The organism is Paenibacillus lentimorbus NRRL B-30488 (assembly GCF_000411595.1).
GTDB lineage: Bacteria > Bacillota > Bacilli > Bacillales > Bacillaceae > Bacillus > Bacillus velezensis.
On the sequence record NZ_ANAT01000005.1, the window covers coordinates 333,656 to 346,784 of the forward strand.

The 13,129-nt window shown below is 44.0% G+C and carries 15 protein-coding genes and 1 pseudogene; 1 reads left to right on the forward strand and 15 read right to left on the reverse strand.

Annotated features, from left to right (window positions below; genetic code table 11):
* Nucleotides 1-43: 43 nt before the first annotated feature.
* The 9 genes from D368_RS02525 to D368_RS02560 all read right to left on the reverse strand — a co-directional run bounded on the left by D368_RS02525 (nt 44) and on the right by D368_RS02560 (nt 6,155).
* Nucleotides 44-394, reverse strand: coding sequence for a hypothetical protein (locus tag D368_RS02525; RefSeq protein WP_128574530.1), 351 nt, complete (start codon nt 392-394; stop codon nt 44-46).
* Between the two features lie 14 nt (nt 395-408).
* A complete protein-coding gene (locus D368_RS02530) occupies nt 409-1,731 on the reverse strand; it encodes an SIR2 family NAD-dependent protein deacylase (RefSeq protein ID WP_128574531.1) in 1,323 nt (440 codons plus the stop codon).
* A 338-nt stretch (nt 1,732-2,069) separates the two neighbouring features.
* Entirely contained in the window at nt 2,070-2,549 is a 480-nt protein-coding gene (gene rlmH, locus D368_RS02535) for a 23S rRNA (pseudouridine(1915)-N(3))-methyltransferase RlmH (RefSeq protein ID WP_013354196.1), read from the reverse strand.
* Between the two features lie 80 nt (nt 2,550-2,629).
* A complete protein-coding gene (locus tag D368_RS02540) occupies nt 2,630-2,800 on the reverse strand; it encodes a CxxH/CxxC protein (RefSeq protein ID WP_004393147.1) in 171 nt (56 codons plus the stop codon).
* Nucleotides 2,801-2,953: 153 nt separating this feature from the next.
* Nucleotides 2,954-3,124, reverse strand: a complete 171-nt coding sequence (locus D368_RS19820; RefSeq protein ID WP_007407875.1) for a hypothetical protein — start codon at nt 3,122-3,124, stop codon at nt 2,954-2,956.
* 287 nt (nt 3,125-3,411) lie between these two features.
* Nucleotides 3,412-3,747 carry a hypothetical protein gene (locus D368_RS19825; protein ID WP_486129191.1) on the reverse strand — a complete coding sequence of 112 codons (336 nt, stop codon included), beginning with the start codon at nt 3,745-3,747 and terminating at the stop codon, nt 3,412-3,414.
* Nucleotides 3,711-4,106 (reverse strand): hypothetical protein, encoded by a 396-nt coding sequence (locus D368_RS19830; protein WP_486129192.1) that lies wholly within the window; start codon nt 4,104-4,106, stop codon nt 3,711-3,713. Before D368_RS19830 ends, D368_RS19825 begins: the two co-directional genes overlap by 37 nt.
* Nucleotides 4,107-4,210: 104 nt before the next feature.
* Entirely contained in the window at nt 4,211-5,395 is a 1,185-nt protein-coding gene (locus tag D368_RS02555) for a hypothetical protein (protein WP_071392509.1), read from the reverse strand.
* A 10-nt stretch (nt 5,396-5,405) separates the two neighbouring features.
* A complete protein-coding gene (locus D368_RS02560) occupies nt 5,406-6,155 on the reverse strand; it encodes a YiiX/YebB-like N1pC/P60 family cysteine hydrolase (protein WP_101562594.1) in 750 nt (249 codons plus the stop codon).
* A 180-nt stretch (nt 6,156-6,335) separates the two neighbouring features.
* Here D368_RS02560 and D368_RS02565 point away from each other — a divergent pair, with 180 nt between their 5' ends.
* Complete coding sequence (locus tag D368_RS02565; protein WP_128574532.1) at nt 6,336-7,316, forward strand: aldo/keto reductase; 981 nt, start codon at nt 6,336-6,338, stop codon at nt 7,314-7,316.
* A gap of 29 nt (nt 7,317-7,345) precedes the next feature.
* On the opposite strand, the gene D368_RS02570 is transcribed toward D368_RS02565, so the two are convergent.
* The 6 genes and pseudogenes from D368_RS02570 to D368_RS02590 all read right to left on the reverse strand — a co-directional run bounded on the left by D368_RS02570 (nt 7,346) and on the right by D368_RS02590 (nt 13,016).
* Nucleotides 7,346-7,819, reverse strand: coding sequence for a GNAT family N-acetyltransferase (locus D368_RS02570; protein ID WP_017418509.1), 474 nt, complete (start codon nt 7,817-7,819; stop codon nt 7,346-7,348).
* Between the two features lie 37 nt (nt 7,820-7,856).
* Complete coding sequence (locus tag D368_RS19835) at nt 7,857-7,991, reverse strand: hypothetical protein (RefSeq protein ID WP_004393139.1); 135 nt, start codon at nt 7,989-7,991, stop codon at nt 7,857-7,859.
* Nucleotides 7,978-9,091, reverse strand: a pseudogene (locus D368_RS02575) (response regulator aspartate phosphatase). Before D368_RS02575 ends, D368_RS19835 begins: the two are co-directional and overlap by 14 nt.
* A gap of 131 nt (nt 9,092-9,222) precedes the next feature.
* Nucleotides 9,223-10,113 (reverse strand): arginase, encoded by an 891-nt coding sequence (rocF, locus tag D368_RS02580; RefSeq protein ID WP_007407883.1) that lies wholly within the window; start codon nt 10,111-10,113, stop codon nt 9,223-9,225.
* A gap of 73 nt (nt 10,114-10,186) precedes the next feature.
* Nucleotides 10,187-11,587, reverse strand: coding sequence for an amino acid permease (locus D368_RS02585; RefSeq protein WP_004393132.1), 1,401 nt, complete (start codon nt 11,585-11,587; stop codon nt 10,187-10,189).
* Nucleotides 11,588-11,810: 223 nt separating this feature from the next.
* Nucleotides 11,811-13,016 carry an ornithine--oxo-acid transaminase gene (locus tag D368_RS02590; protein WP_004393130.1) on the reverse strand — a complete coding sequence of 402 codons (1,206 nt, stop codon included), beginning with the start codon at nt 13,014-13,016 and terminating at the stop codon, nt 11,811-11,813.
* Nucleotides 13,017-13,129: the final 113 nt, after the last annotated feature.

Below are 13,129 nucleotides of genomic sequence, written 5' to 3' on the forward strand. Positions count from 1 at the left end.
TGCATAGTAGCCAAGTTCCGACAAATTATTTGCCAAATTTAGTTTAAATCCAAAAATCCGCTTCAAACTCTTTGTTTAGATTATTTAAAAATGAATTTAAAATTGTGTAAGGCGTTGAATTAGCATTAATTTCAATCTTATCTTTCTTCCATAGATTAAAATATAAAGGTTTCTGTAAAAGCCTAATAACATCATTTGAATATACATAGCCACCTTCTAAATTACGTTTAACAAAATTATAATCTATCATTTCTAGCCTATAGTCTGAATAGTTGAACTTATCTAAGCCTTCATCGGTTCTTGACGATATTATAATAATATTATCCTTAAATTCCTTTTCAATTTTTAAAATATCTTTTTCATAGAGCTTCTTCTCAAAAAGAGTCTTTGGCATTTCATTAAATGAGTCTAGCAAAAAGGTAATATTAAACTTTTTTTAATAAATTCTAAATTTATCCCTAAAGGTAACATTGATTCAATCATTTCAAATATGTTACCTGTATAACCCTTTAAATCAATATATATTGGTAATGTTAATTCTTTAATGTTGTTTGCATCGTTTAATATAACATCCCTTAATGTCTCTAATTCTTTGACCGCACTATATTTTAAATGAAATGTTTTCCCGCTACCGGGATCTCCTAATAGTATTGCATTATGTTTATATTTAATTAACTCTTCTACTCTGATGTATGGTTTAAATTTTCTGTTATCACTTGATATTCCCATTGGCAGCAAATCAGTATCATTAATATTTAACTGTAACCTTTGACTCTCTATAAATCTTAATACTGATATAGCTTCAGTATCAGTTAAAAATCCCTTTACTGAATTTTCAGTATAATCATTCTCAATTTCTTCACTTGCTTCCTGTTTATCTCTTAGTAATTTGATTAAATTTAATAAATTTGAATGATCATTACTTCCATCCTCTTTTTTAAGAGTCTCATAACTTATGATTCTTATTCCATAATTCTCTCTCCAATATTCGATTTCTTCTGGTTTGACATCAGGTAAAATCGCATAATGCTCCGAAGGACTTTCTTTATAAATATTTTTTATCTTATCTTTAATAAAAAGAAAATCTGGGTCTCTTAAACCAAACCCCCAAAAAATTACTGGCCTTGTCATAAGGAGGATTTCTAAAGTTTTTAAAGCCGCATTATCCCCGCCATACAATTCCTGGTAATGTTCTCTACTAAGTATAACGCTTTGAATATCGTTTATATCACCATGAACCTTAAAAACAAAATCGCTATATCTAGATTGATTTAAAGAAGCAAGTTCAGGTAGATGCCTATTTGTAACAACATCAAAGTGGGTCTCTGTTTTAAATTCTTTTAAAGCATCTTCCAATAACTGATCATAGTTAGTAGTAATAAAACATCTTGGACCTAGTGAAGTAATTTCTTTATGTATATTATGGGTTTTAGCAACCCCAACTCTACATGCTTTTTTTATAAACTTTTTAAATAAAATATTATTCATAGAACTTAAGCCTATACTCGCTGCTGATAACAAATCATCATCAGCCTTTTCTCTAATAACCTCACTTGAAGGCAGACCTTCTTCTTCAAGAAAATCCGCTAACTCTAAAATTAGCCCTTTCCAAGTCGGCAATCCGGACCATAGAGAAATACCAGATCCAATATATAATACTGTATCTTCTTGCTTTAATACCTTTCGTAGTTTGTTAAACAAGGGACTAACTATGATTTCTTTTAGGCTCATACCATCACCATCCCAATAAATAGGGTCTTTTTAATAATATTCTGTAAACACAAAAATTAATTTACCTATATTATACCATATTAATAAAGTCAAAAGGGTACCTACTATCATCGCATAACTTTTTAATCACAGATGAAGTGGTTTTACTATAAAGGGAACTATCATATTTGAAGGCTGTTCAAAAAAAACAAGTATTAAAGAATGCATGAAATTTATTTAAAGTATTTAGATACTTTTTAGAGGAGTAAGGATAAATCCTATCTCCTCTTTAGCTTTTAAATAAAATAGCCCTAAGTATTGCATATTAGCGTTTTGTTAGTCATATTCAAAAACCTCATCTACTTATGATAAGGCTCCCCACGATTAATCCGAAACGCCCGATAAATTTGCTCCACTAAAATCAGACGCATGAGCTGATGAGGAAATGTCATTTTTGAGAATGACAGTTTGTCGTCTGCCCGTTTCATGACGGCGTCGCTTAGGCCGAGTGAGCCGCCGATGACGAAGGTGATTTTGCTTTTTCCATATGTCGCCAGCTTATCTATTGTATCGGCCAGTTCTTCGGATGTTTTCATTTTTCCTTCGATGGCGAGGGCGATGACGTGGGTGTCCGGGCTGATTTTGGCCAGGATGCGTTCGCCTTCTTTGTCTTTGACGATTTTCATGTCTTGGTCGCTCAGGTTTTCCGGAGCTTTTTCGTCCGGGAGTTCGATGATGTCGATTTTTGCGTAGGCTGAGAGTCGTTTTTTGTATTCTTCAATGCCTTGCTTGAGGTATTTTTCTTTTAGCTTTCCGATGGTCACAATATTGATATTCACAGGTCATCCCCACTTTAGAAACAAGTTATTCATATATATTGTCCACAATTGTGGATATCTTTTCTGTATTTTGTGTAGGATCATTCGTTCCCTACTAGATATGTTGCAGTGTCCCCACATAATTCACAGGCTGTGGATAAACTGTTAGTATGTTCGATTTTTCTGATTTCGGGCGGAAGCTCATGATCATCTATGTACATGTCCAGCACGGTTTCGATATGTTCTTCACAAGAATAATAAGCGGTTTTCATTGTTACATCCTCCGGTTTTCTTTTGCGCGCGGCAATTGTTCTCTTCTCAATATAACCTATTTATACACATGTTAGTAGTGCTTCGGGCTGAGTTTTATCCACAATTCGGCAAATCACGCGCAAAAAGAGCCGGTGTTTTCAGCATCCGGCTCTTTACGTGTTTTCTCTTTTTTCTAAGCGAAGGACGAACAGAATTCCTAATAGACACGCCAGCAGTGTAGAGCAAACATCAATCCAGTCCGGCTTTCCGCCGTTTAAAAAAGAGTTGGTTATCACGGAAACCAGGAGAATGGTTACGGTCACCGCGGCAAGCTTTTTCTTCATCGGCTCCCTCCTAAATTCCTCTATCTCTATGTTCAGTCGGCTTTTCTCTTGTTATATAGCCTTATCATAAGGGTCACAACGATATATACAATCATAATCAATGCCCCGTTGCTCATATCAGGGTATCCAATCAACATATTCATTATGACAAAAACAATGGTTATACAAATGACGGACAACAATAAGAAGATACTGAATGATTTCAAATGAACACCTTCTTTCTTGCAGTAACGTTTCATTATAAAAAGCTTACCAAAAGCGGCAAGCTCTTTTCAAATCTGCATATTTCAACCAAAGAATTGTTCGCAAATTTCTTTAGCACCTGCTTCGCCAACTCCATTTTCAATTGCTAAACATAAGGGCGAGCACACTACTGCGCCGACAGCACCTCCGACAGCCATACAAGCACCTGCGCAAGCAATACTAGATCCCAGCCCCAGCATTTTTGTGACTAAATCGTTACAGGACTCCAATTTTGATTTTGTCGGAGATGCTTTTTTGACAGAGTTCAATAAAGCATTATTCCCCTTGCCTTTTAATCCATCTTGATTAAAATCTTCATTAATAATTTCTTTATCTCCAACTCTTAATTTGAAGTTTCCTTCTTTTTTTCTTTGTCCCATTTTCCTTTACCCTCTACTGATAAAACGATTTGCTCAGTGTTTAAATTAATATACCTCTGCGCAAATGAATGATTTTGTTGATCTTCATAATGAACCAATGCAATCTTATGATCTTTATTATTTAAAACAGTAACAAAGACTTCTGTTTTATCCATATCCAAATCATCTCTGTCTTTGACGATATCCAAAGCTTTTTGTCTGTCTTTTTTACTTCCTTCAGACTTAATCGTTTTATCACAGACAGGGCATGTGATTTCATCTTTTATTGTCTTTGTACTAATAGCTTCTGTCACACCTGAAAAACTGAACATAAAAACAAAAATAACTACTCCCACAAACCATTTGAAACGTTTTTTCACTATATATCCTCCTTTTATTCAGTCTACTACTCTATATCCTCAAACGATTACAAGTAAACCAATAAAAGGTTTTTTGTTTATATAATCCAAAGTTTGTATTTTCATTATGATGACTGCTTTTCCTTCTCAAACCCCTCCATCACCTGCACATCATACAGCTTGAGATGGCTTTTCGGCGTGACGATGTTTTTTAAGTTTGGGATGGTCAGGTCGTTCAGTTTTTTGCCCGTTTTCAGGTCGAAAGATTCGATTTTGGCGGGCTTTTTGTAGCTGTACGTGAACAGATACAGCTTTCCGTTTTGATGGGTCAGCTCCTTGAAGTCGGCTTTCATTCGGGATGCGGGGAGGGTGAAGGCTTTTTTGCTTTTTCCGGTCTTAGGGTTGATGCGGTAGACGGTTCCGAAGCCGTCAACGAAATAGAAGCTGCGCCGCTCCATGAAAAAGCTTTTTTTGAAGCTGAACGGCATGGAGTCATAGATCGTCTGTTCGTCATTTTTATAAGCGGCGATGTCATACGTTTTGATGGCGCCGCTGTTTTTCATGACTTTCACCATTTGATAGATGTAATCGGCTTTTTCTCCTCTGGTAACAAAGCAGACGGCGCTGTCGTCCGCGGCGAGCTGGGATTCGACAGACGTGCCTTCTTTATACGTCCATGTCGCGATTGAGTTTGTATGGAGCTTTTCTTTATCGGCTTGAATGTCTTGGACGTGATAGCCTTTTTCGTCATCTGTCGGCGTGAGCGCGAAAAGATGATCTTTAAAAAAGCCTGAAGCACGGATGTAGTGCGGGATGACGTCTTGCTTCCACTTGCCGTCCATCTGGCGGTACAGCTCTGAACGGTAGCTGCCGCCGCTCTTGTCGTAGCCCGAATTATACAGCGTGTAAAAGCCTTTCGCCCGTTCGATATATCCCGCGCTGTCTCCCGTATGCTGGTACGCTCTTTTATACGTGTGAAGGCCGTCCTGAACGGTGTAGATTCCTTTTTTGTCCTCCAGCAGCACGCTTTCGTCATGCACTTTGGCCGATCCGAGCTCAAGCCCCTTCATTTGATAAGAAGAAAGCCGCCCTTTTTCATCGGCGAAGAGGGCGTAGCTTTTTCCGCCGCCGAACGTGTCTTGCTCAGCCGCAGTGGAGAAATACAGCAGCGCCTCTTTATCTTTCAGAAAATCAGGGTCATTTAATGTGTCTCTCGCAACCTCCGCAGGATCTTCCGTGGGGAAATAGAAGAAGCATAAGACCGCTGCGGCGGCGATGATCACTAAGGGTATCGAGATGATTTTTTTCACGTTGTTCTCCTTAGTGAATGGTCAGGATCGTGGTTGTGTAGGACGAGCTTGTGATGTCGCGCGGGTATACGCCTAAGCCGCCGTTAGAGTCGATATCAATCCCCGCTTTTAAAAGGAATGCCGACCACAGCAATTTTGAGCAGTTTTTGGCGCCTTCATGGCCCGTATTTCTGTTATTGACGAAGTTGAAGGAGTACTCATCACCCACTCTTGATACAGCCCAGTCAGCGGCGGCTTGTTTTTGGGCATCAGTAACTTTCACGGTCTGGACGATTGAATTGTCTTCGACTTCTCTGCCGTTATAAGCAATCTGGCGGACGCCGTCTCCCGGCACGGATTCGACAATTTTATCAGCGGATGAATACATGCCGACATGCCCGTGATTGTAATAAGCCGTGTATGAGTTCGTGTAATAAATATTGCCTTTTGTGCTTTTCGGGAGTTTTTTGGTTCCTGACGATCCGCCCATCGCAGAGAGTCCGTATTTGGAAGCGATTACATTTCCTTGCACCTTGTCTGCCGTGATTTCTTGATGAAACTGCTTGAGAATAACTTCTGTTGAAACATGCTTCTGTTTGGCAAGCTCTTTGGCGGATTGGAGAACGTCTTCAGGAGTCGTGCCCTGCTGAAGGTCTGCGATTTCTTTTGCGTAGCGCGGTATTTCTGTTTCTTTCGCTTTTACATTCAAACCGGAGAACGACAGAACCATGGTGAATGACAGGGCAAACGGGAGGACGGCTTTGAACAGCTTTTTACACATTGACTTCGCCTCTTTTCTTTAAGGTTAATTTTTCCACGTTTTCATTATATGACGAAATTGTGATAAAAAATATACAATTTACAGATTTTTAAAAATTTTATAACAATATGTAAATCATATACATAAATCATTTTCAAATATCAGGAAATCCGGTTATCATACAAGAAAGGGGGAGGACATATGAAGGACAGAACAATCGGTTCGATGCGGGTTTCCGCAATGGGGTTAGGGTGCATGGGCATTTCGGAATACTATGGCAGCCAGAGTGAGGAAGAGTCGATTTCCACACTGCATCATGCCGTTCATCTCGGCGTGAATTTGTTTGATACGGCTGATCAATATGGATTGGGTGCGAATGAAGAACTTGTCGGCAGAGCGCTTGCCCCATTCAGAAAGGAGCTGTGCCTCGCGACGAAATTCGGTTATGTCCGAAGCGAAAAGGGTGAGTTTATCGAAATTAACGGACGGCCCGATTATGTGAAAAAAGCGTGTGACGCCAGTCTGAAACGCCTTGGGACGGATTATATCGACCTTTATTATCTGCACAGGGTTGATCCGCGGGTGCCGATTGAAGAAACTGTCGGCGCCATGAAGGAGCTGATTGACGAAGGAAAAGTGAGGTATATCGGATTGTCAGAGGCTTCCGCAGAAACGATCAGGCGCGCCGTCCGCATTCACCCGATTGCCGCGCTTCAATCGGAATATTCTTTATGGAGCAGGGAAGCGGAGGAGCATGTGCTGCCCGCCTGCCGTGAGCTCGGCATCTCATTTGTGCCTTACAGTCCGCTCGGCAGAGGTTTTCTTTCCGGAAAGATGACGTCGACCGATCAGCTGGATGCCGATGATTACAGAAGAAGAACGCCGAGATTCCAGGAAGACAATTTGGCGGTGAATATAGGGCTCGTCCAAAAGCTTACCGCCATTGCCCGGGAAATGAATATCACCGCGCCTCAGCTTGCGCTCGCATGGGTTCTCGCAAACGGCGATGACCTCATTCCGATTCCGGGTACAAAAAAGAAACACTACTTGGAAGAGAACCTCGCCGCTCTCGACATTGTGCTTCCGGAGGATGTGAAGGCGCGGTTGGATGAGATGTTTCCGATCGGAACGGCGGCCGGCGAGCGTTATCCGGAACACATGATGACATTGTTAGATGAATAACAAAAGAGGCCCATCGTGCGGGCCTCTTTTCATGACAGCTTTTTGCTCATGATGACATCCGTCTCCAGAAATCCCGTCTTCTCATACAGCTTCCGCGCCGTTTCGTTATGAGCGAACACATGGAGAGAAATCTTGCGGACACCCAGGTCTTTGGCTTTGTCCTCCAGCCTTGCGAGCGCCTCTTTTGCATAGCCTTTGCCGCGGAAAGGCGGATGAAGGCCGAAATCATAAATAAATGCGTCCTGCTGCGGGTTGTCCGGATCGGCGTGCAGCCACAGCCAGCCGGCATTTTCCTTTCCGTCCAATGTCAGCGTCCATAAATAGTGATCGGCCGTCTCCAAGCCGTCAGGAAGCAGGTCTTCAAACGCCAGTTCCGCTAATTCCGGCGCTTCGTCAGGCAGCCACGTTCCCGCTTTTACCTTTTCTTCAGCGTAATGCTTGGTTGAATGAGCGAGATAGGACTGAAACTCTTGTCCTGTCATCGGCTGCAGCGTGATAGCCATTGAATCACTCCTTACACGAAAGCGGTATCATGCAGTATTATCCGAAGGCTCCGTTTTCCGCCGGTTTTATGATTTGGTCGGCTTGTGCCGTTGAACCAGTTTGCGCAAATAATCCAATCGAAATGAGACTTGCCAAGGCTGCTGAGAGTACAATGAATTTACATGTTTTCATTACGAATCCCCTCCGTTAATCTCAAAATTTGGTCATTGGCATCAATTGATTCCTGAAAATACTTCGCCGCCGGTTTGTATTTCTCCTGTTTTTTAAAATGCGCCGCGGCCTGATACGACAAATCGGAAACGTCACTCCACAGCTCTTTCCTTCTTAACTCGGCGAAAGCTGATTCAAGCGCTTCTTCATTGCGGTCAATAAAGACATGCTGTAAGATGCGCAGCTTTTGGGTGTATACGGGTTCGTTTTTTCTTCAGCTGCATTCAGCGCTTTATGCAGCCAAAACCGGCCCTCATCCGTCTTTTCCTGCTTCAATAACACTCTGGCCAGCATGTACAGACTCCGGACCGAATACGCTGATCGCAAATGCTCCTTTTGATCAAGAGCCGTTTCAAACTCGACCCGCGCCTCCTCCAGTTTTTCCTGTCTTTCATAGCAAATGCCTGCGTTAAAGTGGGCGAGCGCTTCAATATGCGGATCGCCCGCTTTGGCGGCTTGATGAACCGCCGTCTGCAGGAGCTCTTCGGCTTTCTGATAGTGAAACAAGTCCATTCTGTTACAGCCGATCACCATTAAACACTGTGCTTCTCTGACCGCGTACATTTCATTGGCTTTGTAGATCTCCAACGCTTTTTCCGCGTGGTTCATCGCAAAGTAGTTTTGGCGGATTTCATAGTAGGCAATCGCCACTTGATAATTAAACTCGGCTCTTTCAATCTCATTCGGTATGTGCCGGAGCCTGCTTTCAGCAATCCGGTAAAAATTAATAGCGTTCATAAACCGTTTACGGTAAAACTCGTGCATTCCGGAAAAGAAATAATAATAGTATTGAATCATCTGGTCTGTTTTTCTTTATCGGCGTTCAGTTGGATCGTTTTTAAAATGCCGTCTGTTTTCTCATACTCTTCCATCAAAAGCTTATAGCGGGAATCAATTAAATTAAAATAAAGGAGCACCGTTTGATTTTGTGTCATATTTTGCAGATCCGTAAGCAGTTGTTCTCTTAACGCCTCAGCCGATTCAGTGTTGTGCTTTTTGATTTCCTCATACCAGTCACTGATTTTTTTCGCAACTGTTTCGTGGGCCATCACTTCAGCCATCTGTCAGGACACCTCCCTTTCCCATTTTGTGTAATAAATATATCATATTTACAGGTCCAAAAAGAGGGTGGCAGCCCGCTAGTTTCCTCGTGGCAACAAAAAAAACCTCCGCAGGTGCGGAGGCGCATATTTTATAATAGTTTTTTTCCTAACAAAGATTCTACCAGCTCGACCGCTGTTTTGCCGGTTTTGTTTTTGTGATCGAGGATCGGGTTGACTTCGACAAATTCAGCTGAAGTGATGATGTCGGCATCATACAGCATTTCCATTGCCAAGTGGCTTTCACGATAGCTGATGCCGCCGACGACAGGCGTGCCTACGCCGGGTGCGTCGCTCGGATCAAGGCCGTCTAGATCAAGGCTGAGGTGAACGCCGTCACAGTCTGACAGGTAGTCAATGGTTTCTTCAATGACCTTTGTCATGCCGAGGCGGTCAATCTCATGCATCGTATAGACTTTCATGCCTGTTTCCTTAATGTATTCACGCTCGCCTTCATCAAGCGATCTCGCGCCGATGATGACGACGTTCTCCGGCTTGATTTTCGGGGCATACCCGCCCAGATTCACCAGCGTGTCGTGCCCGACGCCGAGGCTGACGGCCAGCGGCATTCCGTGAATATTGCCTGACGGCGATGTTTCCAGGGTGTTTAAGTCGCCGTGCGCGTCGTACCAGATGACGCCGAGCTGTTTATAGTGCTTTGCCGTTCCTGTCAGCGTTCCGATCGCGATGCTGTGATCGCCGCCCAAGACGAGAGGGAACCGCTCATTCTCAATGACGCTGTCCACCTTTTGGGCGAGCTGCTCGTTCCCCGAGAGCACAGAGTTCAAATTTTTCAGCTCTTCATCATTTTTGAGTTTTTCACGATTGACGGGGATGTCGCCTAAGTCTTCCACCGCATACCCCATGTCAGATAACCGTTCAATGAGATGCGCGTAGCGGATGGCGCTCGGGCCCATGTCCACTCCGCGTCGTGCTTGTCCTAAATCCATCGGCATTCCAATAACTGAGATATTCTTGTTCATCCGTTTTTCCACCTCAACATGTTGTATGTTGTCCTGTGCGGGTTTCTCAAAGATGACTTGGACACGAAAAGATTTAAAGCTCTATCTGTTTTTCTGACTGCTTATGCTTTTTTACATACAGATGATAGACGATAACGCACACCGCCATGAACGGGATGCCGCAATAAAGGGCGAGCCGCTGTTCTGAATCAAATGCGAGGCTGATCAGAACGACCGTGTTTAACGTCAGCCCGATAATAGGCAGCACCGGGTACAGCGGTGTTTTAAACTTCAGGTCTTCCACTTTGCCGCCTTCGCGGATATATTTCCGTCTGAACATCAGCTGTGACAGGGAAATCGTAATCCAGCCGACCTGCGCGCTTAGTCCGGCTAATGATAAGAGAAACATATAAACGGTTTCCGGCGCTGCCACTTTAGACAGCAGGGACAGGCAGGCGACGGCCAGTGTCACGATCAAAGCGTTCATCGGCACGCCGCGTTTAGTTGTTTTGCCGAGCGATTTAAAGGCTTGTCCTTCGTTCGCCATGGCATATAGGATACGCGTCGATGCAAACAGGCCTGAGTTGGCCACTGAGAGCAGCGCAATTAAGATAACAAAGTTCATAATATCGGCCGCATATGGAATACCGATTTGTTCAAACACCACGACAAACGGGCTTTCGACCACTCCCGCCTGCTTCCACGGAATCATGCCGGCAATGACGATGATGGAGAGAACGAAAAAGACAAGGGTTCTCCATACCGTCTGCCGGATAGAGCGCGGAATTGTTTTCTCGGGATTTTCACTTTCTCCCGCGGCAACCCCGATCAGCTCCGTTCCCTGGAACGCGAAGTTTACGGTAATCATCGTAATAAGCATAGCCTTAATGCCGTTCGGAAACAATCCATCCTCATAAAAATGAGAGAAGAAAGGAGCCTGCTCGCCGTGTTTCATGTCGATCAGGCCGAACATGGCGGCGCCGCCCAAAATAATAAACAGCAGAATGACTAAAATTTTAATGCCGGAAAACCAAAATTCCGACTCAGCGAACGCTTTTGTGGTAATCGCGTTCAAAAGAAACATCAACCCGACAAACACGAGGCACCACACCCATACGGGAACATGCGGAAACCAGCGGAGCATCAATTGTCCCGCAGATAAAAACTCAATGGCGCATGTCACCGCCCAGCCGAGCCAGTACAGCCAGCCGAATGCGAAACCGAAAGCGGGGCTGATGAATTTGGTTGCGTACGTCTGAAACGACCCTGATACGGGAAGGGCAACCGCAAGCTCGCCTAAGCAGAGCATTGTCAAAAACATAATAAAACCGCCGACCAGATAAGACAGAACCGCGCCCAGCGGTCCCGCCTGGTTAATTGTAAATCCGGTACTCAGGAAAAACCCGGTGCCGATCACTCCGCCTAATGAAATCATAAACAAATGGCGCGATTTCATTGTGCGCTGAAGCTGATTCTCTTTTTGATTTGTATTCACTATTCTGCACCCCTTCAGCAACTTGTATTGGAACCAAGCCGGTGCTTTGAAACCGATTTGCTGTCCAAAGAGCCTCTATTTGTATATGAATGTTATATGAAATTCATTTTCGTACATAAAGATACATTATACTAAAATACTGTCTCCGCGCAAATAGAGTGTGCTGAATTTTTTATTTGTAAATTCCATACAAGCCGAGGGAAAGCATTGCCGCATCAAGGTTTTACGCGTTTTGAAGCACGTTTGTGATCTTTTGGATCGCCCAGTCCAAGTCTTCCTTGGAAATCATTAACGGCGGTGCAAAACGGATCACGGTATCATGTGTTTCTTTGCATAAAAGCCCTTCGCCTTTCAGCTTTTCACAGTACGGGCGGGCCGCTTCTGTCAGTTCAACGCCGATAAACAGGCCGCGTCCGCGCACGTCTTTTATGATCGGGTTATCAATTTTCTCAAGCTCTTCTTTAAAATACCGGCCAAGCTGAAGGGAACGCTCTGCCAGCCCTTCTTCCTCAAGGACTTCAAGAGATGCGAGCGATACCGCGCAAGCGAGCGGGTTTCCGCCGAATGTCGAGCCGTGGGAACCCGGGTTAAACACGCCGAGAATGTCACGGTTCGCCGCGATGCACGAAATCGGGAAGACGCCCCCGCCGAGCGCTTTGCCTAAGATGAACATATCCGGTACGATATTTTCCCAGTCAACCGCGAATGTTTTCCCTGTGCGGCCGAGTCCCGTCTGAATTTCATCAGCGATCAGAAGCACATTTTCTTCCTTACAAATAGCGGCCGCTTCTTGTAAAAATCCTTCCGGCGGAATGACGATGCCCGCTTCTCCCTGAATCGGTTCGAATAAGAAAGCGGCTGTGTTCGGCGTGATCGCCCGGCGCAGCGCTTCTGCGTCTCCGTATGGAATTAATTTTATACCCGGAAGCATAGGTCCGAAACCGCGTTTATACTCATCTTCTGAAGAAAGGGATACCGCGAGCATCGTTCTGCCGTGGAAGTTGCCGATACACGCAATGATTTCCGCCTGATTATCCGCTACTCCTTTGACCTCATATGCCCAGCGTCTCGCCGCTTTGACAGCGGATTCAACGGCTTCCGCTCCCGTATTCATCGGCAGAATCATATCTTTTCCGGTCAGCTTGGCTGTTTTCTCATAAAACGGGCCGAGCTGATCGTTATGGAACGCGCGTGACGTCAAAGTGATTTTATCCGCCTGATCCTTCAGCGCCTGAATGATCTTCGGATGTCTGTGCCCCTGGTTCACCGCAGAATAAGCACTCAGCATATCCATATATTGATTGCCTTCAGGGTCTTTTACCCATACACCCTGCGCTTCGGAAATAACAATCGGCAGAGGATGATAATTGTTCGCGCCGTAATGTGAAGTTTGGCTGATAATTTCTTGAGATTTTGTGAAAGCTGACATAATCTGATTCCCCCTTGTTTTGTAATCATTCAACATTAGATCTTGCTTTCCCTTTTTATAAAGCAAGTTCCGTGCCAATCCGAAAAAACGGGATGTTTCGCCGGCATTCTTTC